This is a genomic window from Faecalibacterium sp. AF10-46, from assembly GCF_003604105.1.
Lineage (GTDB): Bacteria > Bacillota > Clostridia > Oscillospirales > Ruminococcaceae > Faecalibacterium > Faecalibacterium taiwanense.
This window is the reverse complement of sequence record NZ_QVGY01000003.1, coordinates 34,173-57,511: the sequence shown is the minus strand read 5'-3', so window position 1 is coordinate 57,511 and position 23,339 is coordinate 34,173. Positions and strand designations below refer to the sequence as shown.

19 protein-coding genes and 5 tRNA genes are annotated in these 23,339 nt (G+C 58.5%); 8 read left to right on the top strand and 16 right to left on the bottom strand.

Annotated elements, in window-relative coordinates:
• Positions 1-27: 27 nt before the first annotated feature.
• Together DWV57_RS05040 and DWV57_RS05035 are read right to left on the bottom strand one after the other, a co-directional pair.
• Complete coding sequence (locus DWV57_RS05040; RefSeq protein WP_118529239.1) at positions 28-942, bottom strand: Ice-structuring protein; 915 nt, start codon at positions 940-942, stop codon at positions 28-30.
• Between the two features lie 107 nt (positions 943-1,049).
• Positions 1,050-1,391, bottom strand: coding sequence for an arsenate reductase family protein (locus DWV57_RS05035; protein ID WP_120020163.1), 342 nt, complete (start codon positions 1,389-1,391; stop codon positions 1,050-1,052).
• Between the two features lie 115 nt (positions 1,392-1,506).
• On the opposite strand from DWV57_RS05035, the gene DWV57_RS14450 reads away from it, so the two are divergent.
• The 3 genes from DWV57_RS14450 to tsaD all read left to right on the top strand — a co-directional run bounded on the left by DWV57_RS14450 (position 1,507) and on the right by tsaD (position 5,399).
• The gene (locus tag DWV57_RS14450; protein WP_005945433.1) at positions 1,507-1,695 is read left to right on the top strand and encodes a ferredoxin; all 189 of its coding nucleotides are present in this window, start codon (positions 1,507-1,509) and stop codon (positions 1,693-1,695) included.
• A 119-nt stretch (positions 1,696-1,814) separates the two neighbouring features.
• Positions 1,815-4,388 (top strand): DNA polymerase I, encoded by a 2,574-nt coding sequence (polA, locus tag DWV57_RS05025; protein WP_120020162.1) that lies wholly within the window; start codon positions 1,815-1,817, stop codon positions 4,386-4,388.
• A gap of 3 nt (positions 4,389-4,391) precedes the next feature.
• A complete protein-coding gene (gene tsaD, locus DWV57_RS05020; RefSeq protein ID WP_097776634.1) occupies positions 4,392-5,399 on the top strand; it encodes a tRNA (adenosine(37)-N6)-threonylcarbamoyltransferase complex transferase subunit TsaD in 1,008 nt (335 codons plus the stop codon).
• 58 nt (positions 5,400-5,457) lie between these two features.
• Here tsaD and ribF read toward each other — a convergent pair whose 3' ends face one another.
• The 14 genes from ribF to DWV57_RS04950 all read right to left on the bottom strand — a co-directional run bounded on the left by ribF (position 5,458) and on the right by DWV57_RS04950 (position 22,344).
• Positions 5,458-6,375 carry a riboflavin biosynthesis protein RibF gene (gene ribF / locus DWV57_RS05015; protein ID WP_118529235.1) on the bottom strand — a complete coding sequence of 306 codons (918 nt, stop codon included), beginning with the start codon at positions 6,373-6,375 and terminating at the stop codon, positions 5,458-5,460.
• Positions 6,376-6,392: 17 nt separating this feature from the next.
• The gene (gene truB / locus DWV57_RS05010) at positions 6,393-7,277 is read right to left on the bottom strand and encodes a tRNA pseudouridine(55) synthase TruB (protein WP_120020161.1); all 885 of its coding nucleotides are present in this window, start codon (positions 7,275-7,277) and stop codon (positions 6,393-6,395) included.
• Positions 7,278-8,267: a bifunctional oligoribonuclease/PAP phosphatase NrnA gene (locus DWV57_RS05005; protein ID WP_120020160.1), complete on the bottom strand. Its 990-nt coding sequence runs from the start codon at positions 8,265-8,267 to the stop codon at positions 7,278-7,280.
• 17 nt (positions 8,268-8,284) lie between these two features.
• Entirely contained in the window at positions 8,285-8,677 is a 393-nt protein-coding gene (rbfA, locus tag DWV57_RS05000; RefSeq protein WP_005945412.1) for a 30S ribosome-binding factor RbfA, read from the bottom strand.
• 169 nt (positions 8,678-8,846) lie between these two features.
• Positions 8,847-11,303: a translation initiation factor IF-2 gene (gene infB, locus DWV57_RS04995; protein WP_118529232.1), complete on the bottom strand. Its 2,457-nt coding sequence runs from the start codon at positions 11,301-11,303 to the stop codon at positions 8,847-8,849.
• Complete coding sequence (locus tag DWV57_RS04990) at positions 11,300-11,677, bottom strand: 50S ribosomal protein L7ae (RefSeq protein WP_097780834.1); 378 nt, start codon at positions 11,675-11,677, stop codon at positions 11,300-11,302. The genes infB and DWV57_RS04990 overlap by 4 nt, the downstream gene beginning before the upstream one ends.
• Positions 11,661-11,960, bottom strand: coding sequence for a YlxR family protein (locus DWV57_RS04985; protein ID WP_005945403.1), 300 nt, complete (start codon positions 11,958-11,960; stop codon positions 11,661-11,663). Before DWV57_RS04985 ends, DWV57_RS04990 begins: the two co-directional genes overlap by 17 nt.
• Before the next feature lie 33 nt (positions 11,961-11,993).
• On the bottom strand, positions 11,994-13,100 hold the full coding sequence (gene nusA / locus DWV57_RS04980; RefSeq protein ID WP_097773881.1) for a transcription termination factor NusA: 1,107 nt from the start codon (positions 13,098-13,100) through the stop codon (positions 11,994-11,996).
• A gap of 37 nt (positions 13,101-13,137) precedes the next feature.
• The gene (gene rimP / locus DWV57_RS04975; RefSeq protein WP_005945397.1) at positions 13,138-13,623 is read right to left on the bottom strand and encodes a ribosome maturation factor RimP; all 486 of its coding nucleotides are present in this window, start codon (positions 13,621-13,623) and stop codon (positions 13,138-13,140) included.
• A 137-nt stretch (positions 13,624-13,760) separates the two neighbouring features.
• Positions 13,761-15,002 carry an aminopeptidase gene (locus tag DWV57_RS04970; protein ID WP_118529231.1) on the bottom strand — a complete coding sequence of 414 codons (1,242 nt, stop codon included), beginning with the start codon at positions 15,000-15,002 and terminating at the stop codon, positions 13,761-13,763.
• 506 nt (positions 15,003-15,508) lie between these two features.
• Positions 15,509-16,930, bottom strand: a complete 1,422-nt coding sequence (locus tag DWV57_RS04965; protein WP_097773884.1) for a glycine--tRNA ligase — start codon at positions 16,928-16,930, stop codon at positions 15,509-15,511.
• Positions 16,931-17,112: 182 nt separating this feature from the next.
• Positions 17,113-17,598: a 23S rRNA (pseudouridine(1915)-N(3))-methyltransferase RlmH gene (gene rlmH / locus DWV57_RS04960; RefSeq protein WP_044954166.1), complete on the bottom strand. Its 486-nt coding sequence runs from the start codon at positions 17,596-17,598 to the stop codon at positions 17,113-17,115.
• A 212-nt stretch (positions 17,599-17,810) separates the two neighbouring features.
• A complete protein-coding gene (locus DWV57_RS04955) occupies positions 17,811-20,060 on the bottom strand; it encodes a DNA gyrase subunit A (protein WP_120020159.1) in 2,250 nt (749 codons plus the stop codon).
• Between the two features lie 292 nt (positions 20,061-20,352).
• Positions 20,353-22,344 (bottom strand): toprim domain-containing protein, encoded by a 1,992-nt coding sequence (locus tag DWV57_RS04950; protein ID WP_120020158.1) that lies wholly within the window; start codon positions 22,342-22,344, stop codon positions 20,353-20,355.
• Positions 22,345-22,699: 355 nt separating this feature from the next.
• Between DWV57_RS04950 and DWV57_RS04945 the strand changes: the two genes are divergently transcribed.
• The 5 genes from DWV57_RS04945 (at position 22,700) to DWV57_RS04925 (ending at position 23,252) form a co-directional block, all read left to right on the top strand.
• Positions 22,700-22,775: transfer RNA gene (locus tag DWV57_RS04945), tRNA-Phe, on the top strand.
• 30 nt (positions 22,776-22,805) lie between these two features.
• A tRNA-Gly gene (locus tag DWV57_RS04940) sits at positions 22,806-22,881 on the top strand.
• Between the two features lie 29 nt (positions 22,882-22,910).
• Positions 22,911-22,987 (top strand) — tRNA-Asp (locus DWV57_RS04935).
• 86 nt (positions 22,988-23,073) lie between these two features.
• Positions 23,074-23,149 (top strand) — tRNA-Gly (locus DWV57_RS04930).
• A gap of 28 nt (positions 23,150-23,177) precedes the next feature.
• Positions 23,178-23,252 (top strand) — tRNA-Cys (locus DWV57_RS04925).
• The last annotated feature ends 87 nt before the right edge of the window (positions 23,253-23,339 follow it).

The window sequence follows — 23,339 nt, the reverse complement described above, 5'->3', positions numbered from 1 at the left end:
CCTTGTATCCGGTATTTTTGTTTTGTATTATGCCGCCGGGCTGGCTGTGCTTTCGTCCGCCTGTGCCTCGGTGCTGTCGGCGGGCTGTTCCTCCGCCTGTGTATCCACGCCCTCGTCTGCAGCGGTGCTGTCTGCCTCAGCCGAAGCAGAATCCGAACCGGCTGCTGCAAGAATAGCATCCTGCACATCGCTTTCTGCCATGGGTTCCGGCACATTCGCGGCCGGTGTGCTTTCCGTGCTCTCGGCCTTGGTCTCGCTCTCGGTCAGGCCGGTGAGATACCAGCTGCCGCTCTGGCGCTCGAACAGATAATCCATGTACTTGGTGGGCGTATCCGAAGAAACATTGATGATACTGTCGTCCGTGCTGGCGGTGGGGATATAGCCCACGGTCACATGCAGCTTGCCGCTGCGCTTGAACAGCTTGGTGACTACAGCGCGGTAGTAGCCCACCGTGCCGGTGACCGGAATCTTATAGCACTGGGTGGCATCGTCAAACTCGATGGTCATATCCTCCATCTCAAAGCTGCGGTGGGTCAGCTTGAAGCCGGGGCCAAGCAGCTTTGCAAGGTAGGCATCCACATCCAGCGAGGGCAGCAGCAGCTGTTCGGTGTCGGGGTCGGTATTGTAGTTGTCAAAGCCGCCCTGCGTTTCCTGAATATTATAGATGCAGCCCCACACCGCAGCTTCGCGCAGAGTCAGGTCGTCGATGTTCTCAATGCCGTCAAATGGCATGGGGTCAAACAGCACAAGCCCTTCCAGCTTATCTTCATATTCCTGCTTTTGGGCGGTATCATCGAACAGGTTCGCCACCGCGCCCACACCGGCCCGCAGCACGGTAACAAAGCCCACGATCACCAGAATGGCAACCAGAAGGCCCAGTGCCTGCCGCCCGCGGCGGCGCTGCATCCGGGCATGTTCTTCAGGGGTAATATAATGTTTCATAGTTGTTTTATCTCCCAGGGTTCTCAAATGCTACAGTGTCCAGTATACCACATACCGGCCCATTGTGCAAAACTATGCCCGTGGTTTTTTTGTGAAAAGCGCATTCCTTATTCCCATGTCTTCCACACATCGGGCTGGTAGCCCACGGTGGCCTTGCGGCCATTGCGTACAATGGGCGTTAAAAACAGCTGCTGGTTCTCAAACAGCTTGTCCTCCTTCTGCCAGTCCACCAGTGCGTCCAGAAGTGCAAGGGTCTGCTTGTCCTTCGCCTTGGGGTCCACCAGCTTTTCCCAGCCGCCAAGAGCGCGGGCCACGTTCTCGAACTCGCCGCGGCTCATCTCTTTTTCCTTGAGGTCAATCATCTGGAACTTGATGCCGCGCTCCTTGAAATAGCGCTGGGCCTTTTTGGTATCAAAGCACTTGCTTGTGCCAAAGATCTGAATATTCATGGTCTGTACCCTCCTGAATTTTTATTGTACCACATCCTGTGCCCTCTGCATAGGCATAATTCGCAGCCGGATGGGCCATACTGCCCGCAGGGCATTATCAGAAGGAGGTTTTTCTATGAACGCATATGTTGACCCTGATCTGTGCATTGGCTGCACCCAGTGCGCCGGGCTTTGCCCCGCCGTGTTCCAGATGGAAGGCACGCTGGCCGTGGCCCAGCCCGGGCCGATCCCACCGGAGGAGGTGCCGCAGGCTGTGGACGCAGCCAACGCCTGCCCGGTAAGCGCGATCCGCATCGAGGAGTAAGAGGGAAGGCCGTCAACCATGTTGGCGGCTTTCTCTCTTTTTTACGCAAAAATCCCCCGCTGGGCACGGTTTTGTGGTATAATGCAGAATGTGTAATAATGCAATGGAGGAACACGACTATGCGTTTACTGGTCATTGACGGCAACAGCATTGCCAACCGTGCTTTTTTTGGCATCAAGCTGCTGACCACCAAGGACGGACGATACACCAACGCCATCTATGGCTTTCTGAATATCCTGCTCTCCCTGCTTAAGGAGTGCGAACCCGACGAGGTGGCTGTTGCCTTTGACCTGAAGGCTCCCACCTTCCGCCACAAAATGTACGATGGCTACAAGGCCACCCGCCATGGCATGCCCGAAGAGCTGGCCCAGCAGATGCCGGTGCTCAAGGAACTTCTGGCAGACCTCGGCTACCGCACCGTCACCGCCGAAGGCTGGGAAGCGGATGATATCCTTGGCACGCTGGCCGCTGCCTGCGCCGCCCGGAAGGACGACTGCTTCCTTGCTACGGGAGACCGGGACAGCCTGCAGCTGGTCAGTGACACCACCACTGTGCTGCTTGCCGCCACTGTCATGGGACGCAGCAAGACGGTGACGATGGACGTGGATGCCATTCAGGAAAAATACGGCATCCAGCCCAGACAGCTCATTGAGGTGAAGAGCCTGATGGGCGATGTTTCGGATAATATTCCGGGCGTGAAGGGCATTGGTGAAAAGACCGCCCTGACCCTTGTGCAGAACTTTGGCACGCTGGAAGGCGTGTACGAGCACATCGACGATAAGCTCATCAAGCCCAAACAGCGGGAACATTTGCTGGAATGCCGCGAGATGGCCCAGCTGAGCCACACCCTTGGCACCATCCGCACCGATGCACCCATCGACACGGCCGAGGGCACCTATGCCGTGGGCGAGGGCAACAAAGCCGAGGCCGTGCGCCTTTTGCAGGAATTGGAGATCCACTCTCTGATCCCTCGCTTTGGGCTGGACGGCATTGCACCTGCCGCCCCGGAAGAAGAGGACGGCATCGAGCTGGCTGAAGCAGAGCTGGAAGCTCTGCCGCTGGCTCCTTCCGGCACCTATCTGGTGGCATCGCGCCCGGCCGTGATGGGCAAGCAGGGCACCCGCAACGTGGTGCTGCAGCCGGAGAGCTGGTACGCCGTGCAGGACTGCACCGTTTACCCGCTGGAGGATGCCGACCTTGTGCGCCTGCTGGACAACGCAGACGTAACGCTGGAAGTGTTCAACGCAGCGCCCCTCTATGCCAAGGCCATGGCCGCAGGCGGCTGGGGCAGCAGCATCGTGTGGGATGGCAAGCTTGCCGCCTACCTGCTGGACGCTTCTGCTTCCAAGTATCAGATCAGCGAGCTGACCGCCAGCTACCGCGCCGCTGCTGCCTTTACCTGTGCCGATTACCCGGATGCAGGCCGCCTTGCCGACCTGTTCTGCAAGATGAAGGCCGAGATCACCGCCTGCGGTGAGGACAGCCTTTACAATGAGATCGAGTTCCCGCTGGCACAGGTGCTGGCCGATATGACCCGCACCGGTGTGCTGGTGGATAAGGACGGCATCGAGCAGTTCGGCGTAAAGCTGCGCACCGAGCTGGAGCAGGTGCTCACCCGCATCCATATGGAGACCGGCAGCGCCAGCTTCAACCCCAACAGCCCGAAGCAGCTGGGCGAGATGCTGTTCGATACCATGGGCCTGCCCCATGGCAAAAAGACCCAGCGCGGCTGGTCCACCGATGCCGAAACGCTGGAAAGCCTGCGGGATTACCCGCTGGTAGAGGACATTCTGCAGTACCGTGCCTACCAGAAGCTGAACTCCACCTACGTGGAGGGCCTTTTGAAGGTGATCGGCGAGGATGGCCGCATCCACTCCACCTTCAACCAGACCGAGGCCCGCACCGGACGGCTTTCCTCCGATAACCCCAACCTGCAGAACATCCCCATCCGCACCGAGCTGGGCAGCCAGCTGCGCGCCTACTTTATTGCAAAGCCGGGCTGTGTGCTGGTGGATGCCGACTACAGCCAGATCGAGCTGCGCATCCTTGCCCACATTACCGGCGATGAGCACATGCAGCAGGCGTTTTTGAACGGTGAGGACATCCACCGCAGCACCGCCGCAAAAATTTACGGCATCCCGCAGGAAGAAGTCACCTCCCGGCTGCGCTCTTCTGCCAAGGCCATCAACTTTGGCATCATGTACGGCAAGGGCGCTTACAGCCTTGCCAAAGACATCGGCGTGAGTGTGAAGGAGGCAGATGCCTTCCTCAAGAACTATCTGGCCGCGTTCCCCAAGGTGAGCGGCTACATGGATAAGACCATCGCGGACGCCAAGGCCGTGGGCTATGTATCCACCCTGTTCGGCCGCCGCCGTGCTCTGCCGGAGCTGGCAAGCAGCAACTTCAATGTGCGTTCCAGCGGCGAACGCATGGCCCGCAACACCCCCATTCAGGGCACTGCGGCCGACGTGATCAAGCTGGCCATGGTGCGGGTATGGAAGCGCCTGCGGAACGAAAAGATGGAAAGCCGCCTGATCCTGACCGTCCACGATGAATTGATCGTGGAAGCCCCGCAGGCCGAAGCCGAAAAGGCTGCGCAGATCCTGCGGGAGGAAATGGAAGGCTGCGTGCAGTATGCCGTGCCCCTGAGCACCGATGTGCACGCAGGAAAAAACTGGCTGGAGGCCCACTAAAACATGATTATTTTGGGAATTGAATCCACCTGCGACGAGACCGCCGCAGCTCTGGTGGAGGATGGCCGGCACCTGCTGAGCAACGTCATTTCCACCAGCGTAAAAGAACAGGCTCTTTACGGCGGCGTTGTGCCGGAGATCGCCAGCCGCCGCCACTGCGAGTTTATCAGCGCTACGGTCAAAAAAGCCCTGCTGGATGCAGGCAAGACCATCGACGATGTGGATGCCGTGGCCGTCACCTTTGCGCCGGGCCTCATCGGTGCAGTGCTGGTGGGCGTGAATTTTGCCAAGGGTCTGGCCTACTCGGCCAATAAGCCTTTGGTGCCGGTGCACCACCTGCGCGGACACATTGCCGCGCTGTACCTCACCCACCCGGAGCTGAAGCCGCCCTTCCTCTGCCTTGTGGCATCCGGCGGCCACAGCCACATCGTGGAGGTGCAGGACTACACCCATTACCACATCCTCGGCCACACGGTGGACGATGCCGCCGGTGAAGCCTTTGACAAAGTGGCCCGCACGCTGGGTCTGCCCTACCCCGGCGGCCCTAGCGTGGCCAATGCCGCCAAGACCGGCAACCCCAAGGCCTACCGCCTGCCGGTGCCCCATGTGGACGGCAAGTACAACGTAAGCTTTTCCGGCCTGAAAACCGCCGTGCTCAATGAGGTGAACAAGGCCCAGATGAAGGGCGAAGAAGTGAATGTGCCCGACCTTGCCGCCAGCTTTCAGGACCGCATTGCGGGCATTCTGGCCGAAAAGCTGCTGCTGGCCGCAGCGGACACCGGCGCAAAGCAGGTGTGTCTGGCAGGCGGAGTTGCCGCCAACGGACGGCTGCGCCAGCTGGTGAACGACGGTGCCCAGAAGCTGGGTGCAAAAGTTTATCTGCCGGAGCTGAAATTCTGCGGTGACAACGGCGCTATGATCGCGGCGCAGGGGTATTACCAGTACATTGCAGGCCACACAGCGGGCCTTGAACTGAACGGTCTGCCCACTTTACCCATCGACTACGAATAAAACAGGCGCTTTTGCGCAAAAAATCCCGTCTTTCTGCAACAGAAGACGGGATTTTTTCTTATGCAAAATATTCCTGTGCACGCTTTGCAGCGTTGTTGATGCAGGCCCGCAGCTCGTCCAGCGTATCAAACTTTTTGCTGGGGCTGAGGTAGGCGTGGAACTCCACCACCGGGTCGGTGCCGTAGAGGTCGCCGGAAAAGCCCGGGATAAAGGTCTCGCAGGTCACCTTGGTGGCATCATCGTTGACGGTAGGGCGGCTGCCAAGGCCGGTGGCCGAAGGATACCACACCCCGCCAATGCGGGTGCGGGTGATATAAATGCCGCTGCGGGGCAGCTGAAAGCCCTCGGGATACAGCTGGTTGATGGTGGGCACCCCCAGCGTGTGGCCCAGACCTGCACCGTGCTGCACCTCGAACCGGATGGCGTAGGGCATCCCCAGCATGGCGTTTGCTGCCGGGATGTCGCCGCCTTCCAGCGCGGTGCGGATGCGGGTGGAAGACACCGGCTTTTCCTCAAACTGCGCCATGGGCACCACGATCACCTCCACGCCCAACGGAGCGCAGAGGGTGCGCAGCAGCTCCGGGTTGCCGGCCGCTTTGGCGCCAAAGGTAAAGTTTTCGCCGCAGACCAGCGCACGGGCATTGCAGTCCCGCACGATGCCCAGCACGAACTGCTCCGGGGTCAGGCCCTTGATCTCCTCAAAGTCCGGCGTGAGGTAATACTCCACGCCAAGGCTTGCGATCAGAGCATGCTTATCCGCTGTGGAAAGCAGGCGCTTGCCCTTCATCTTATTCACCATCGGCAGCTTGAAGGTAAACACCGCCGGGGCGGCATCGTGTTCTTTGGCCCACTGCACGGCGCTTTCGATCACCGCACGGTGGCCGATGTGGATGCCGTCAAAAAAGCCCATTGCCACTGCGGTGCCTTTTTCCGGCTGCGCCAGCGGCAGCGGTGCAAATTGTGAAATGATCTGCATGGGTTTTGTTTCCTTTTTCAATTACGTTCTACGAACAGTTTTTCCACCCGCAGCACACCCTGTACGATATTGGCAAGGCCCAAAAACTGTCCGGCGGCATTGCGCACCCGGTAGCGGCCATCTGCTGCCGGATACCGGCTGGTGGGGCAGCCGTTGTACAAATGCTGTTCCACCCAAGGCTCCACCACCAGCAGCGGCAGGCTTTCAAACACGCTTTCCACCGGCAGCATCAGCGCTTCCAGTGCGTCCATGCCCTGCTCTTTTGCGGCAAGAATTTCCTCCAGCGTGTGGGCATCGGCTTCGGTGTACACGCCCGCCGAGGTGCGGCGCAGTGCGCTCATGGTGCCCTTCTGGCCCATGGCGGCGGCAATGTCTTCCAGCAATGTGCGGATATAGGTGCCCTTGGAGCACGTTACATCCAGCGCATACTCATTCTCTGCCGGGCTTCCGCCGTAGGTGATGCTGTAAATTTCAATGGGGCGCGCCTTGCGCTCCACGGTCACGCCCTCACGGGCCAGCTTATACAGCGGCTGACCGTTCAGCTTGATGGCCGAGTACATGGGCGGCACCTGCATCTGCGGGCCGACGAATTGTGGCAGCACGGCCAGCAGTTCCCCTTCGCCCGCCGTGACCGGAGCCGTTTCCAGCACAGTGCCGGTCACATCGCCGGTGTCGGTGCGCGCGCCCAGTTTTAAAACCGCACGGTAGCTTTTATCGTGGTTCAGCTGCAGGTCCACTGCCTTGCTGGCACCGCCGCAGAACACCGGCAGCACGCCGGTGGCCATGGGGTCCAGCGTGCCGCTGTGGCCCAGCTTGCGGGTGCCCAGCACGCCGCGCAGCTTTGCCACCACATCAAAGCTGGTCCAGTCCATGGGCTTGTCAACGATCAGGATGCCCTGCATTTATGCTTCCTCCTGCGGTGCGTCCAGCTCGGCTTCCACCTCTGCCAGAATTGCATTTTTTGCGTTTTCCAGATTGCCCAGCAGCTCACAGCCTGCAGCGCAGCTGTGACCGCCTCCGCCCAGACGCCGGGCGATGGCGCAGGCATCCACGCCCTTTGCGGTGCGCACACTGATACGGTAGCTGCCGCCGGGCTGCTGCCGCAGGGTCAGGCCCACCTTTACGCCCTCAATGCTCACAGGCAGGCTGGTCAGTTCTTCCAGATCGGCCGGGTCCACCCCGCTCTGCTCGATCTCGTCCCGGGTGAGGTAGATGAGCGCGCACCGGCCATCCAGATAGTATTCCAGATGGTTGCGGGCAATGCGCTCGGCCTCCATGCGCTCACGGGGCTTGGTATCGAACAGCAGGGTGTTCAGCTCTTCCACATGACAGCCCGCCTCAATGAGCTTTGCCGCCACGATGTGGGTGTTTGCCGTGGTGGAAGAGAACCGGAAGCAGCCGGTGTCGGTTGCAAGGCCGGTGTAAAGGCAGTCTGCAATGTGCGGCGTAATGGCAACGCCCATGGCGTTGATCACCTCGTACAGCAGCTCTGCCGCCGCTGCGGCGCTGCCATTGAGCAAGGTGAAGTCGGCATAGCCGCTGTTGCCTGCGTGGTGGTCGATGCACAGGTCCACATGGCGCGAGAACTGCGGCATACCGTTGTTTTCTCCAAACAGCTGCACGCTGGCAACATCCACCGCTACCACAGTCTGCGGCTCAAACTCGCCTTTGAACATATGTGCGTTGGTAAACGCATACCGGTTGGGAATGGCATCGGAGCAGAGCACTGCCGCGTTTTTATCCAGTGCTTTCAGTGCACAATACAGCGCGCTGCCGCAGCCAATGGTATCGCCATCCGGGTTTTTGTGACACAGAATCAAAATGTTGTCCGCCGTCATCAGGCGCTGGGCCATCTGCTGCACATTCAACTGTTCTGTCATTCCATGATCCATCCTTTCCGCAGGCGGAATTATTCTTCGGTCTCCTCCGGTGCGCTGGCTTCGGTGTCAGCGTCGCCGTTCACGTTCAGCGTGCGGAGCAGCTCGTTGATGTGGGCTGCATAGGCGGCACCGTCATCCTCTACGAAGATGAAGCGGGGAGCCTTGCGGATGTGCATTTTCTTGCTCACTTCAGTGCGCACATGGCCTGCCGCGCGGTTCAGTGCCTCGATGGCGGGCTTTGGGCCGTCCTCGCGGCCCATCACGCTCACATACACCTTGGCCACATCCAGATCAGGGGTCACATCCAGACGGGTGACGGTGAGCAGGCCGCCCTCCAGACGCGGGTCCTTCAGCCTGCCGATGATGGCAATGATCTCGCGCTTCATATCCTGCGCCAGACGGCCCATATTCTTCTGAGACATAGTATTTCTCCCTATAAAAGAAAACCCTCTCAGCCTCGCTTCGCTCGGCAGCTCTCCCGAGGGGCGAGCTTTTTGCGTGGATACGGCAAACGTTCCGTTTCTCTGCAAACCTCCCACCTCGGGGGAGGTGGCATTGCGCCAGCAATGACGGAGAGGGTTATTTCAGATCTTAATCGCGGTACTCTTCCATCTTGAAGGCTTCGTACACGTCGCCTTCCTTAACGTCGGCAAACTTTGCCAGAGTAACGCCGCACTCGTAGCCCTCGGCCACTTCCTTGGCATCATCCTTGAAGCGCTTCAGGGATGCGATCTCGTCCTCGGTGATCACGATGCCGTCACGCACCACGCGCACCTTGCTGTCGCGGGTGATCTTGCCGCTGGTCACGCGGCAGCCTGCAACGGTGCCCACATTGGAGATCTTGTACACCTGACGGACCTGCAGCTCGCCCAGAGACACCTCGCGGAACTTGGGAGCCAGCATGCCCTTCATAGCGTCGGTGACATCGTTGATGGCATCATAGATGACGCGGTACATACGCATTTCCACCTTGGTGGCAGCAGCTTCTTCCTTGGCCACATTGTCCGGGCGGACGTTGAAGCCGATGATGATGGCGTTGGAGGCATCGGCCAGATCCACGTCGGACTTGCTGATGGCACCGACACCGGCATGGATGACGCGCACGCGCACCTCTTCGTTGGAGATCTTCTCCAGACTCTGCTTCACAGCCTCGGCAGAGCCCTGCACATCGGCCTTGACCACGATGGCCAGTTCCTTCATGTCGTTCTGAGCCATCTGGCTGAACAGGTTATCCAGAGTGACCTTCTGGAAGGAGGAGAACTGCTTTTCCTTAGCGGCAGCAACGCGCTGTTCGGCCAGCTCACGGGCCAGACGCTCATCCTCAACAGCCTCGAACAGGTCGCCTGCTTCGGGCACTGCGGTCAGGCCGGTGATCTCCACAGGGGTAGAGGGGCCGGCATCGCTCAGCAGCTGGCCCTTGTCGCTGCGCATGGTGCGCACGCGGCCCACAGCGGTACCGGCAATGATCACATCGCCGGAGTGCAGGGTGCCGTTCTGCACCAGAATGGTGGCAATGGGGCCCTGGCCCTTGTCCAGACGGGCCTCGACGACCGCACCCTTGGCGCGGCGGTTGGGGTTTGCCTTCAGCTCCATGACCTCAGCTTCCAGAGCAATGCGCTCTAGCAGGTCGTTGATGCCCATGCCGGTCAGGGCAGACACCGGGATGCAGGCCACATCGCCGCCCCAGTCCTCGGTGATGATGCCGTACTTGGTCAGGCCTTCCATCACGCGCTCGGGGTTTGCGGTGGGCTTATCCATCTTGTTCATTGCCACGATAATCTTGACATTTGCAGCCTTGGCGTGGTTGATGGACTCGATGGTCTGGGGCATGATGCCGTCGTCGGCAGCAACCACCAGAACTGCAATATCGGTCATGTTGGCACCGCGGGCACGCATGGAGGTGAATGCCTCGTGGCCCGGGGTATCCAGGAAGGTGATGAGGCTGTCGTTGACCTTGACCTGATATGCACCGATGGCCTGCGTGATGCCGCCGGCCTCGCCTGCGGTGACGTTGGTCTTGCGGATGGCATCCAGAATACTGGTCTTGCCGTGGTCAACGTGGCCCATAACGCAGACCACCGGGGGACGCTCCACCAGGTCCTCCTGCGAATCCTCTTCCTGCGTGAACAGGCGCTCCTCGATGGTCACATGCACCTCGTGCTCGACCTTTGCGTGGAACTCCTCTGCCAGCAGAGAAGCGGTATCAAAATCGATCACGTCGTTGATGGCGTGCATCTCGCCCATCTGCATGAACTTGGCAATGACCTTGCCGGCCTGCTGCTTCAGGCGGGCAGCCAGCTCGCCCACGGTGATCTCGTCGGGGATCATCACCTTCAGCTGTGCGCTGCGGGCCTTTTCCAGCTGGATGCGCTGCAGACGCTCAAACTCGGTCTCGCGCTTGCCCTTCTGGAACTGCTGGCGCTGGCGCTGACCGCGCTGGGTGAACTTTTGCTTGTTGCCCTGCGGGGTGGGCTTGCGGCGGTTCTCGGTGTTCTTGGTGGAAGCCAGATCATCGTAACGGGCATCGAAGCGGTCCACGTTCATATCCACAGTGCGGGTATCCACGGTGACCTGATTGTCCTCGCGGCGCACGGACACAGCCTGTGCCGGAGCAGCAGATGCCTTGGCACCGGTCTCACGAGCCAGTTCGCTGAGAGAAACGGTCTTTTCCTCGCGCTTCTTGTGCTGCTCGTTCTTCTTTTCGTTATGCTTATTGCCGTTCTTATCCTGCTGGGCAGGCTCTGCCTTTTTGGCGGCAGGCTGCTCCGGTTTCTTTTCTGCCTTGGGAGCTTCGGGCTTTTTCTCGGCCTTCTTCTCAGTGGGCTTCGGCTCTTCCTTTGCGGCCTTGGCGCTGTTCAGGAATTCGTCCAGATTTGCCACGCTGTTATCCTTGCTGAACTTTTCCAGCAGGTAGTTCAGCTCGTTCTCTTCCAGATTGGAGCTGTTCTTCTTGCCGGTGCTGCCCATGGCGTTCAGCTCATCCAGGACCTTCTTGGCAGAAAGGTTCAGGTCCTTTGCAAAATCACTCACTTTATATTTTACGATCATTCGGTCATATCCTCCTCATTTTTGATTGCTCCGCAGTCCGACAGGCGGTCAAAGCAGAGCTTTGCGAGGTTGCGGTCAGTCACCGCGTAAACAGCCACAGGCTTGCGGCTGATATCGGCCAGTTTATCCTGCGTAAGCGGCATGGTGATCACATCCACCAGATCGCCCACAGAATAGTCGAGACGCTGCACGGTCTTGGCGCTGGCATCGCTTGCCACCATCACCAGCCATGCCTTGCTCTTGACGCAGGCATCTTCCACGGCATCAAAGCCCATGGTCAGTGCGCCCGCCTTGCGGCACAGGCTCAGCGCCTGATATAGCGCTTCCTCCGGCGGCAGCTTGGGCTTTGCGGGGGTGTTATTCTTCTTTGCCATTTGCTGCTGCCTCCTTTGCGGCTTCGGCCAGCTGTGCGGCCAGAGCCTCATAAACTTCGGCGGGAACCGGCTGCTCAAAGCAGCGCTCCAGCGCCTTTTTCTTTTTTGCCTTGGTCAGGCAGTCGGGGTTCGGGCAGAGATACGCGCCGCGGCCCGGCTTTTTGCCGACCAGATCAATGCTGATCTCTCCGCTGGGTGCACGCACCACACGCACCAGCTCCTTTTTGGGGCGGCTGGTCATGCAGCCGATGCACTGGCGGGAAGGGATCTTTTTCTGTGCCATCCGGTTTCCCTCCTTTGGCCATCTGCGCCGGAATTACTCGGTGTCAGTCTCGGCTTCTTTCTTCGGCTCTTCCTCGCCATAATAGCCGCTCTCGGGGCGGATATCAATGTTGTAGCCGGTCAGGCGTGCACACAGGCGTGCGTTCTGGCCCTTGTTGCCAATGGCAAGGCTCAGCTGCTGGTCGGGCACGGTCACACGGCAGGAACGGGTCTCGCCGGGCAGCAGTTCCACCTTGACCACCTTTGCGGGGCTCAGTGCTGCGGAGATGAACTCGGAGATATCCTCGCTCCACTTCACAATGTCGATCTTTTCGCCGCCCAGCTTTTCCACAACAGCAGCTACACGTGCACCGTGCTCACCGATGCAGGCGGAAACAGGGTTCACGTTGGGGTCCTTGCTCCAAACAGCCATCTTGGTGCGGGCACCGGCCTCGCGGCTGATGGCCTTGACCTCCACAGTGCCGTCAAAAATTTCGGGCACTTCCAGCTCAAACAGGCGCTTGACAAGGCCGGGGTGGGTGCGGCTGATCATAACGCGGGGGCCGCGCTCAGTGCTGACCACATCCACAACGTAGACCTGCAGGGTCTGGCCCTCGGTGTACACCTCGCCGGGCACCTGCTCGTTGTGGGGCAGGATAGCCTCGCCGCCCTTGCCCAGATCCAGAGCAACGATGCCCTTCTCCGGGTCCACGCGGGTAACGGTGGCCTGCACGATGTCGTGTGCACGGGACTGGATCTCGCTCAGCTGCTGGCTGCGCTCAGCCTCGCGGATGCCCTGACGGATCACGTGCTTTGCGGTCTGGGCTGCAATGCGGCCGAAGTCCTTGGTCTTGAGGGGGGTCACGATGCGGTCGCCCACTTCGTAGCTCTTGCGGATCTTCTGTGCCTCGGTAATGCCGATCTCAGAGTGCTCGTCGTACCAGTCCTCGTCGGCCACAACGTCCTGGATCAGGGCCACGTCAAAGCGGCCTGCGGCGGGGTCGATATCCACCTTCACGTGGTCCTCTTCCACCTCATAGTTCTTCTTGACGGCAATGATGATCGCAGCCTTGATCTTTTCGATCAGGTATTCTGCGGTGATGCCGCGCTCGTGCTCCAGCATGGAGAGAGCTTCAAAAAATTCATTGTTCGCTGCTGCCATTTTTCGGGTTCCTCCTGTAATTTACTCTCTATCTATGTTAGTCAAACAGGTCTTCATCATCGCACAGGTTCACACTGGATGCGGCGTTCACCTCAAAGGTGACAGCGCCCGCATCGGTGTTCACCGTAACAGTGCTGCCCTCGCGGCCTGTCAGGATACCGGAAAACTCACGCACGCCGTCTGCATTCGGGCGGATGAGCTTTACCCGGATCTTCTGGCCCTTGAGGGCTTCATAGTGCTCCGGGCGGGTCAGCTTACGGCCAAGGCCGGGGCTGCCCACTTCCAGATAATAGCTCTGGTCGATGGGGTCTGCCTCGTCAAGGATGGGGTCCAGCGCATGGGAAACATCCGCGCAGGTGTCCGTATCCATGGTGCCGTCCTTGTCGATGAGCACGCGAAGATACCAGTCCGGACCTTCCTTTTCAAAAACCACATCCCACAGGCGCAGGCCCATGCCCTCCACGGTGGGGCGGACAAGCGCTTCGACTCTCTGGGCGGTGTTGCCGCCAGACTGCTTCGCCATAAAAAACCTCCAAACAAACAAGAAACGCGGACCTTGCGGCCCACGTTTCAGGTTAAACTATATCGTACTACTAGAATATACCATACATCCCGCGATTATGCAAGCATTTTCGCAGATTTTTTTCGCCGCAGGGTCTTTTACAGCACCCACACGCCGTCCCGGAACAGCTCCACGGTGCGGCCATCGCGGCATTTGCCGGTGATATGGCTGTCCTCTGCACCGATCATCACATCCTCGTGCAGGCGGGACTGGTTCATGCCGCGGGCCAGCAGCTCTTCCTTCGTCAGCGCCGTGCCGCCCTTCGTGGTGCCGGGGTAGCTGGCGCCGAACGCGATGTGGCAGGCGGCATTTTCGTCAAACAACGTGCTGTAGAACAGCTTGCCGCTGCGGTTGATGGGGCTGCTTGCCGGCACCAGTGCCACTTCGCCAATGCTGCGGGAGCCTTCGTCGCCGTCCAGCAGACGGCCCAGCAGCACCTGTCCCTGCTCGGCGTGGTAGTCCACAACCCGGCCCTTCTCAAAGGTGACACGGAAGTTCTTGATGAGCTGGCCGTTGAACACATAGGGCTTTGTGCCGTAGACAACGCCCTCTACCCTGTCCTTGTGGGGCGCAGTGAACACTTCCTCCGTGGGGATGTTGGGCAGGAACACCACTCCCTTTTCGCTCTTGCTGGCGGCGCTTTCCCACACAGCCCGATCCGCAAGACCCACGGTCAGGTCCGTGCCGTTGCTGCTCTCAAAATGCACGCTTTCCAAGTCCAGCGCGTTCATTTTATCCCGCAGAGTGCTGAGCCGCTCCATATGGGCCTTCCACTCGTTCACCGGGTCGCCGCCGGTGACCCGGCACACGTCAAAGATCAGCTTCCACAGCGCTTCCATGGCGGCATCCGCGTCCAGCTCCGGGAAGACCTTCTTTGCCCACGGCACACTGGGCAGGGCCGCAATGGACCACTGCACCCGGTCGTTCATGGTGTATTCCTGCCACTCTTCCATAAAGGCGCGGCGGGCGGCATTCACCCTGCTGATCTTATTGCCGTCAATGCCCGCATACAGCTCCGGGTCGTCCGCAATGAGATGCAGTACACACACGCCGCCCTCGCTTTCAGCATAGTCAAGATAGCGGCGCAGCTGCCATGGCTTGAGGTCGGTCAGGGCCTCCTCGCTGCCCAGCTCCATGCGGGCACGGGCCACAGCGTCATCGCTCCAGTTCACTTGCACATCCCGGGCACCGGCTTCGTAGGCACTGCGCACGCACAGCCGCGCCAGCGGCGCGCCCTCCAGCGGGCAGTTGATGATGAGGGTCTGGCCCGGCTGCGGGTTCACCCCCACCCGGACGATGAAATCGGCATATTTTTTCAGCAGTTCGTCAAAGTTTTCCACGGTAGAACCTCCTGCGGTGTAAAAATCATGTTTTTCTGTTTTTCAGTATACCCGGTACAAGCCGTTCTGTCCAGTAAAAAGAAAACAGACACCTCCCGCTGTTGAAAAAGCAGGAAACGTCTGTTATACTGTCTCTTGAGAGTGCTGTCTACATACGGCAGGCGGTCTATGCCTTTTCGGCCCTGCGTCGGGAAGGCGAACATTTTTGTCGTACCCCGACGCTTTGCAGCGAAGGGGGTGATGCTTCATGACGCTTTTAGAAACTCTGGCTCTGCTCACATTGCTTGCAACCGTGAGCTTTGGCATTTTCGATATCGCGTGGAAGATCTTCAACAACAAAAAATGACCGCCCTCAGCGTCCAAACCTGAGCGGTCATCTTTTGATTATCGCGCCGGAAAGGTACTGACCGTTTGCCAGACAGCACTTTCTTTATTTGTATTATAGCACAGCCCCGCCGAAATTGCAACGGCGGGGCTGTTTTTTATCGACTGAAAGCGAAATTTTCTCAGAACTCGATCTTGCTCTCGATATAAGCTTTCAGCTCGGAGATGGGCATACGCACCTGCTCCATGGTGTCGCGGTCACGGACGGTGACGCAGTTGTCGGCGGCAATGCCCTTGGCCTCGTCACCCACGGTATCAAAGTCCACAGTGATGCAGTACGGGGTGCCGATCTCGTCCTCGCGGCGGTAACGCTTGCCGATGGAACCGGTATCGTCGTAATCCACCATGAAGTACTTGCTCAGCTCGTTGCGGATCTCCATAGCCTTCTCGCCCAGCTTCTTGCTCAAGGGCAGCACGGCACACTTGTAGGGAGCCAGAGCCGGATGCAGATGCAGCACGGTGCGGATATCCTCCTTGCCCTTGCTGTCGGTCAGGTGCTCCTCGTCGTACGCTTCGCACAGGAAAGCCAGAGCCACACGGTCACAGCCCAGAGACGGCTCAATGACGTAGGGGATGTAGTGCTCGTTGGTCTCGCTGTCGAAGTACTCCAGGCTCTTGCCGGAAGCCTCCTGATGGCGGGTCAGGTCGTAGTTGGTACGATCCGCGATGCCCCACAGCTCACCCCAGTCGGTGAACGGGAAGGCGTACTCGATATCGGTGGTAGCGCGGCTGTAGAAGGCCAGCTCTGCAGGCTCGTGGTCACGCAGGCGCAGGTGCTCCTTCTTGATGCCAAGGCTCAGCAGCCAGTTCTCGCAATAGTCCTTCCAGTAAGCGAACCATTCCAGATCGGTGCCGGGCTTGCAGAAGAACTCGCACTCCATCTGCTCGAACTCGCGGGTGCGGAAGGTGAAGTTGCCCGGAGTGATCTCGTTGCGGAAGGCCTTGCCCACCTGGCACACGCCGAAGGGCAGCTTGCGGCGGGTGGTGCGCTGGATGTTGGCAAAGTTGACAAAGATGCCCTGTGCGGTCTCAGGACGCAGATAGCAGGTGGAAGAGCTGTCCTCGGTAACGCCGATGGCAGTCTTGAACATCAGGTTGAACTTGCGGATGGGGGTAAAATCGTGCTTGCCGCAGACGGGGCAGACGATGTCCTCATGCTCTGCGATGAAAGCATCCATCTCGTCAAAGCTCATGGCATCCACGTTCACCTCGGGGTGCTCCTCGCCGATCAGCTTGTCGGCGCGGTGGCGCGCCTTGCAGGCGCGGCAGTCCAGCAGGGGGTCCGAGAAGCTGGACACATGGCCGGTGGTCACCCAGGTCTGAGGGTTCATGATGATGGCTGCATCCAGACCCACATTGTAGGGGCTCTCCTGCACGAATTTCTTCAGCCATGCCTTTTTGACGTTGTTCTTGAACTCGACGCCCAGCGGGCCGTAATCCCAGCTGTTGGCCAGACCGCCGTAGATCTCGGAACCGGGGAACACATAACCACGGTTCTTGCAGAGATTGACGATCATATCAAGGGTCTTTTCGCTCTGTTCCATTGTAGTACATCCTTTCCGTCCGCGGCTGGTTTGCCGTGTCGTTGTTGTATCGTTCCGGCAGCTTTCCCCACTGCCGGGCGTGCTTTTCAAAGGGAAAGCACAGTATCTTTACTGTACCATGTTTTGCGCCGCTTGTAAAGCCGAAAACCGGCCTGCTTTGGGGAACAGACCGGTTTTTGCACTTATTTATGGTATTTCATCCCTGCATTGATGGTGCAGGCACGGTAGATCTGCTCCGTGAGCACAAGGCGGGCCAGCTGGTGGGGCATGGTGATGCGTCCCATGCTGAACTTGAGTGCAGCGGCCTTTTTCACCTCATCGGACAGGCCGTGGGACGAGCCGATGACGAACGCCACATCCCCTGCCCCGCTGTTTGCGCGGTCGGCAAGGAACTGGGCCAGCTCGTCGGAGGAGATCTGCCTGCCTTCAATGCACATGGCCACGATGGCAGCACCCTTGCGCACGTTGGACAGAATGGCCTTGCCCTCCTTGTCCAGTGCCTTTTTTACCACGGCATCCGAGGCGTTCTTCTCCTCGATCTTTTCCTCCGGCAGCTCGATGATGCGGAAGGACGCGAAGGCGGCAAGGCGCTTCTGGTACTCGGCCACGCCCTCGGCGAAATATTTTGCATTCAGCTTGCCCACACAGATCAGGTCGATGTTTTGCATTGCAGTTTCCTCTTTTATATAGAAACGATTTAAAATTGTCTCCGCTACTGCTTGAACTCCCTCAGTCACGGCTTACGCCGTGCCAGCTCCCTCGGAGAGGGAGCCTCTGGCGAAACCGGATACTTTGCAATTCAACCAGAGGCTTTGCCGCCATGCCAAAGGCCCCATCCTAGAGGGGGCTGTCGAGCGAATGCGAGACTGGGGGAGTTTTTTTACAGCAGGCTCATCTGCTCGCCCTCGTCCTCGGCGCGGAGCAGCGCACCGGTGGCGGGCAGGCTGCGCACCCGGTAGCGGTGGGGGTTCGCCAGTTCCAGCGTGTCCGCAGGCACCACCGAAGCGATGGTCTGGTTCTTTTTCAAAGTAACCACTGCCACGCCCTGACTGTCGCGGGTGGCCTTGGCCGCGATCTGCGCCGTGCCAACCAGCAGCATCCGGCTGGCACTGGTGCGGATGGCAAGCTCGGTCTCCTCCTGCAGGAAGAAGAGCTTCGCCAGCGGTTCCTTGTCGCAGTAGGCCTTGAGCAGCTTACGGCGGTTCTGCTTGGTGGCATAGGAGCTGAGCGGGATCTTTGCGCACCTGCCGCTGGCAAAGAAGAACAGCATATAGCCGCTGTAGTCGCTGGTGATCACCATGGAGAGCACGTTCTCGCCCTCGTCCATGCCCAGACGGCCCGGGATGAAAATGCCCATCTGGGCCACCTTGCCGTCCTCCAGCTCTGCCAGACGCACCTTGTACACCTGCTGCTTGTCGGTAAAGAACAGCGCTTCCACGTTGTTGCGAGTCTCGATCTGCTGCACGATCTCGTCGCCTTCTTTCAGCTTATGGGCACCGGCGGTGCGCAGACCTTGCGGCGGGATCTTTTTGAAGTAGCCCTCGCGGGTAAAGAACACCGTCACGGGGTAATCCGGCGCTTCTTCCTCCTCGGAGCCGTTCTCTTCCTCAGGCAGATCGTACAGGATCTCGCTGCGGCGGGGCTGACCGTACTTCTTGGCAACATCGTTCAGCTCATTGATGATGATGCGGCGGATGCGGGCGGGCTTTGCAAGGATATCGTTCAGGTCGGCAATGTCCTTCTCCAGCTGTTCGATCTCGCTGGTGCGCTTGAGGATATATTCCCGGTTCAAATGACGCAGCTTGATCTCGGCCACATAGTCGGCCTGCACTTCATCGATGCCAAAACCGATCATCAGGTTGGGCACCACTTCGGTCTCTTCCTCGGTGGTGCGGATAATTTTGATTGCCTTGTCAATGTCCAGCAGGATGGCAGCAAGACCCTTGAGCAGGTGCAGGCGCTTTTCCTTGCCGTGCAGGTCGTAGTAGGTGCGGCGGCGCACGCACTCCACGCGGAAGGCCGTCCACTCCTTGAGAATTTCGCGCACGCCCATCACGCGGGGCTGGCCGGACACCAGAATATTGAAGTTAGCGCTGAAGCTGTCTTCCAGAGGGGTAGCCTTAAACAGCTTTGCCATCAGCTTGTCGGCATCCACGCCGCGCTTGAGGTCCAGTGTCAGCTTCAGGCCATTCAGGTCGGTCTCGTCACGCATGTCGCTGATTTCCTTGACCTTGCCGGCCTTGACCAGCTCTGCGATCTTGTCCATGATGGCCTCCACCGTGGTGGTTGGCGGGATCTGGGTGACCTCGATCATGTTCTCGCCCGGCACCACATTGTAGCGGGCGCGTACCTTCACGCTGCCGCGGCCGTTCTCGTAAATTTCACGCATCTGCGCTTCATCGTACAAAATCTGACCGCCGCCCACGAAGTCCGGGGCGGGCATGGTGGTGGAGATGTCGTGGTGCTCGTCCTTCATCAGGGCCACGGTAGTGGCGCACAGCTCTGCCAGATTGAACGAGCAGATGTTGCAGGCCATGCCCACCGCGATGCCCAGCGTGTTGTTTGCCAGAATGGTGGGGAATGTGACCGGCAGCAGGGTAGGCTCGGTGGTGGTGCTGTCGTAGTTGGGCACAAAGTCCACGGTCTCCTTGTCGATATCCCGGAACAGCTCCTCGCACACACCCTCGAGCTTTGCCTCCGTGTAACGGGCAGCAGCGCAGGACATATCCCGGCTGTAGGCCTTGCCGAAGTTGCCCTTGCTGTCCACAAAGGGCACCAGCAGGCTCTCGTTGCCGCGGCCCATGCGCACCATGGTGTCGTAGATGGCGGCATCGCCGTGGGGGTTCAGGTGCATGGTGCTGCCCACGATGTTGGCAGACTTGGTGCGTGCGCCCTTGAGCAGGCCCATCTCGTACATGGTGTACAGCAGCTTGCGGTGCGCCGGTTTGAAGCCGTCGATCTCTGGCAGCGCGCGGCTGACGATAACGCTCATGGCGTAGGGCATATAGTTGGTTTCCAGCGTGCGGGTGATGGGGTCCTCCAGCACACTGCCGGCATTTAAAATTTCAACGCCGTCGCCCAGCTGCGGGCGCACCGGCTTGAGTGTTTTCTTGGTCGATTTTCTAGGCATCTTCTAACCTCTTGACGATTTTAAATGGGCGCCGCTCTCGCTCTGCCCATATTCAGCGGAAAATATTTTTTATTTTTGCAGCTCAGGATGGCCTGCGGGCCATCCTGAGCTGCTCTTTCACAGATGGAGCCGTTCCGGTTTTCTGCATTTTTCCCTTAAAATGCCGTGACCCATTGGGGCTTTCTTCGTGAAAACGTGATTTGGAGCAGCCCGCAGGCTGCGACAAATCACCAAATTAAAATAACGTTACCTCTGTCATTGCCAGAGCGCAAGCGGAGGCAATTTAAAATCATCAGCTCACATCCAGATCGTCCAGATATTCTGCGCCGTGCTGCGCAATGTGTTCCTTGCGGCCTGCAAGGTTATCACCCAGCAGGATATCGAACACCTGCGCGGTCTGCACCACATCCGTGGGCATCACCTTGATCAGACGGCGGCTCTCCGGGTTCATGGTGGTCAGCCACATCATCTCTGGGTCGTTCTCACCCAAGCCTTTGGAGCGCTGGATGGTGTATTTTTTCTCGCCGATCTCTTCCAGAAACGCTGTCTTTTCCGGCTCGGTGTAGGCAAAATAAGTTCGGTCTTTCGTTGTAATTTCATACAACGGCGACTCTGCGATATACACATAGCCCTTCTCGATCAGGGTCGGGGTCAGGCGGTAGAGCATGGTGAGCACCAGCGTGCGGATCTGGTAGCCGTCCACATCGGCATCGGTACAAATGACGATTTTATTGAACCGCAGATTATCGAGATTGAAGGTGGCCAGCTCCTTGTTGTGTTTGCCGCCCAGTTCCACGCCGCAGCCCATCACCTTGATGAGATCCACGATGACATCCGATTTAAAGATGCGGGCATAGTCGGCCTTCAGGCAGTTTAAAATTTTGCCGCGGATGGGCATGATGGCCTGATATTCACTGTCGCGGCTGGACTTGACCGCACCCATAGCGGAATCGCCCTCCACGATATACAGCTCGCGGCGGGATGCATCCTTGGTGCGGCAGTCCACGAATTTCTGCACACGGTTGGCAAGGTCGATCTGGGTGGACAGCGTTTTTTTGATGCTCTGGCGCGTTTTTTCCGCATGCTCACGGCTCTGCTTGTTCACCAGCACCTGCTGGCAGATCTTCTGGGCCTCGTCCGGCTTTTCCAGAAAATACACTTCCAGATAATGCTTGAGGAAGTCGGTCATAGCCTGCGAGACGAATTTGTTGGTGATGGCCTTTTTGGTCTGGTTCTCGTAGCTGGTGCGGGTGGAAAAACTGGACGAGACATACACCAGACAGTCCTGCACATCCTGAAAGCTGATGGCGCTCTCACCTTTTTTATAGAGGTTCTTTTCCTTCAGGTACTTGTTGATCTGGTAGACAAAGGCGGTGCGCACCGCGTGCTCCGGGCTGCCGCCGTGCTCCAGCCAGGAAGAGTTGTGGTAATATTCCAGCATCTGCACCTTATTGGAGAAGCAGAACGCCGCGCTCATGCGCACCTTGTAATCCGGCTGGTCCTCGCGGTCTCGGCCGGATGCCTCACTCTCGCAGCTGAATACCGGGGTCAGGGTATCCTCCCCTGCCACCTCGGCCACATAGTCCGCGATGCCGTGCTCATAGCACCAGCTCTCGTACCACGCCTTGCCAGTGGCAGGGTCTTTCTCTTTTTCATCGGTAAAGTTCAGGGTCAGGCCTGCGTTGACCACCGCTTGACGGCGCAGGGTATCCTTATAGTAGCTGCCGGGCACATCGATGTCGGTGAACACCTCGTCGTCCGGCTTCCAGTGAATGATGCTGCCGGTGCGGCGGCCCTTGTAGGCTTCCTTCTGCAGGCCGCCCACATTCTCGCCCTTTTTAAAATCAAGGTGATAGTGGTATCCGTCACGGTAGATATCGGCGGTCATCCATGCAGAAGCATACTGGGTAGCGCACAGGCCCAGACCGTTCAAGCCAAGGCTGAACTCGTAGTTATCCTCACCCTCGCCATACTTGCCGCCTGCATACATCTCGCAGAACAGCAGCTCCCAATTGTAGCGCCCCTCGCCGTTGTTCCAGTCCACGGGCATACCGCGGCCAAAGTCCTCAACGATAACGCTGCCATCCTTACAGCGGGTCACGTTGATGGTATCGCCGTGGCCGTCGCGGGCTTCGTCGATGGAGTTGGAGACGATCTCAAAGATGGAGTGGGCGCAGCCCTCCACGCCGTCTGAGCCAAAGATAACGGCCGGGCGCTTGCGCACACGGTCGGCACCCTTCAAAGAAGTAATGCTCTCGTTGCCATATTCCTGTTTTTTTGCCATGCTGCTCCTCCCGGCCCGGCCTTTCTTGCAAAAAGCGGGCCGTCTGTAGTCAAATCATAAAACGCCTCTGCCCTTTTCTTACTATAATATAGGTATGCACAGAGAAAAAGGGCAAAAGCGCCTGAATCATTTCATTTTCATTAAACCATAGGTTGTTGAATTTGTCAATTTCTGTTTGGCACGCCCGCACACAGCACGTCCTGTGCCGGATGCGCCGAAAGCAGGTTGAAAAAAGTCATTCTTATTTTACGCGCTGGAACGACCAAAATCAAGAAAGTTTCAATTTTCTGAAAAAAATTCGGATTTACCCCTTTACAAAATCGAAATTTCAGGTATAATAATCATCGTCCGGTGCGCCTCTGTAGCTCAGTCGGTAGAGCAGGGGACTGAAAATCCCCGTGTCATTGGTTCGATTCCGATCGGAGGCACCAGTCAAGGAAACCCAGCAGGGGTTCCAATATGCGGCCGTAGCTCATCTGGTAGAGCGCCACCTTGCCAAGGCGGAGGTAGCGAGTTCGAGCCTCGTCCGCCGCTCCATAACGGAGTAGCAACAGATGCTCCAATATGGCCCGGTAGCTCAGTTGGTTAGAGCACCAGCCTGTCACGCTGGGGGTCGTCGGTTCGAGCCCGATCCGGGTCGCCACCAAGAAAGCGTAAGCTTTCACCTACTTTGAAACTTGTTTTCAGGGCATCAGAAATGATGGGTGCAAGGTAAAATGCACCGAATATGCGGCCGTAGCTCATCTGGTAGAGCGCCACCTTGCCAAGGTGGAGGTAGCGAGTTCGAGCCTCGTCGGCCGCTCCAACAGGAGTGGAAATTCACTCCTAAATATGGTGACGTGGCCAAGTGGTAAGGCAAGGGTCTGCAAAACCCTCATCCACCAGTTCAAATCTGGTCGTCACCTCCAAAAGATTCCCGGAAGCTTCGGCTTCCGGGATTTTTTGTTTTGCGTTGTTCCCGGAATGATTATCGCCGGTTTAGCTGGATTTGCAAA

Coding starts and splice junctions, on each gene's coding strand:
- DWV57_RS05040 (WP_118529239.1), bottom strand. CDS start 942: ATGAAACATTATATTACCCCTGAAGAACATGCCCGGATGCAGCGCCGC.
- DWV57_RS05035 (WP_120020163.1), bottom strand. CDS start 1,391: ATGAATATTCAGATCTTTGGCACAAGCAAGTGCTTTGATACCAAAAAG.
- DWV57_RS14450 (WP_005945433.1), top strand. CDS start 1,507: ATGAACGCATATGTTGACCCTGATCTGTGCATTGGCTGCACCCAGTGC.
- polA (WP_120020162.1), top strand. CDS start 1,815: ATGCGTTTACTGGTCATTGACGGCAACAGCATTGCCAACCGTGCTTTT.
- tsaD (WP_097776634.1), top strand. CDS start 4,392: ATGATTATTTTGGGAATTGAATCCACCTGCGACGAGACCGCCGCAGCT.
- ribF (WP_118529235.1), bottom strand. CDS start 6,375: ATGCAGATCATTTCACAATTTGCACCGCTGCCGCTGGCGCAGCCGGAA.
- truB (WP_120020161.1), bottom strand. CDS start 7,277: ATGCAGGGCATCCTGATCGTTGACAAGCCCATGGACTGGACCAGCTTT.
- DWV57_RS05005 (WP_120020160.1), bottom strand. CDS start 8,267: ATGGATCATGGAATGACAGAACAGTTGAATGTGCAGCAGATGGCCCAG.
- rbfA (WP_005945412.1), bottom strand. CDS start 8,677: ATGTCTCAGAAGAATATGGGCCGTCTGGCGCAGGATATGAAGCGCGAG.
- infB (WP_118529232.1), bottom strand. CDS start 11,303: ATGATCGTAAAATATAAAGTGAGTGATTTTGCAAAGGACCTGAACCTT.
- DWV57_RS04990 (WP_097780834.1), bottom strand. CDS start 11,677: ATGGCAAAGAAGAATAACACCCCCGCAAAGCCCAAGCTGCCGCCGGAG.
- DWV57_RS04985 (WP_005945403.1), bottom strand. CDS start 11,960: ATGGCACAGAAAAAGATCCCTTCCCGCCAGTGCATCGGCTGCATGACC.
- nusA (WP_097773881.1), bottom strand. CDS start 13,100: ATGGCAGCAGCGAACAATGAATTTTTTGAAGCTCTCTCCATGCTGGAG.
- rimP (WP_005945397.1), bottom strand. CDS start 13,623: ATGGCGAAGCAGTCTGGCGGCAACACCGCCCAGAGAGTCGAAGCGCTT.
- DWV57_RS04965 (WP_097773884.1), bottom strand. CDS start 16,930: ATGGAACAGAGCGAAAAGACCCTTGATATGATCGTCAATCTCTGCAAG.
- rlmH (WP_044954166.1), bottom strand. CDS start 17,598: ATGCAAAACATCGACCTGATCTGTGTGGGCAAGCTGAATGCAAAATAT.
- DWV57_RS04955 (WP_120020159.1), bottom strand. CDS start 20,060: ATGCCTAGAAAATCGACCAAGAAAACACTCAAGCCGGTGCGCCCGCAG.
- DWV57_RS04950 (WP_120020158.1), bottom strand. CDS start 22,344: ATGGCAAAAAAACAGGAATATGGCAACGAGAGCATTACTTCTTTGAAG.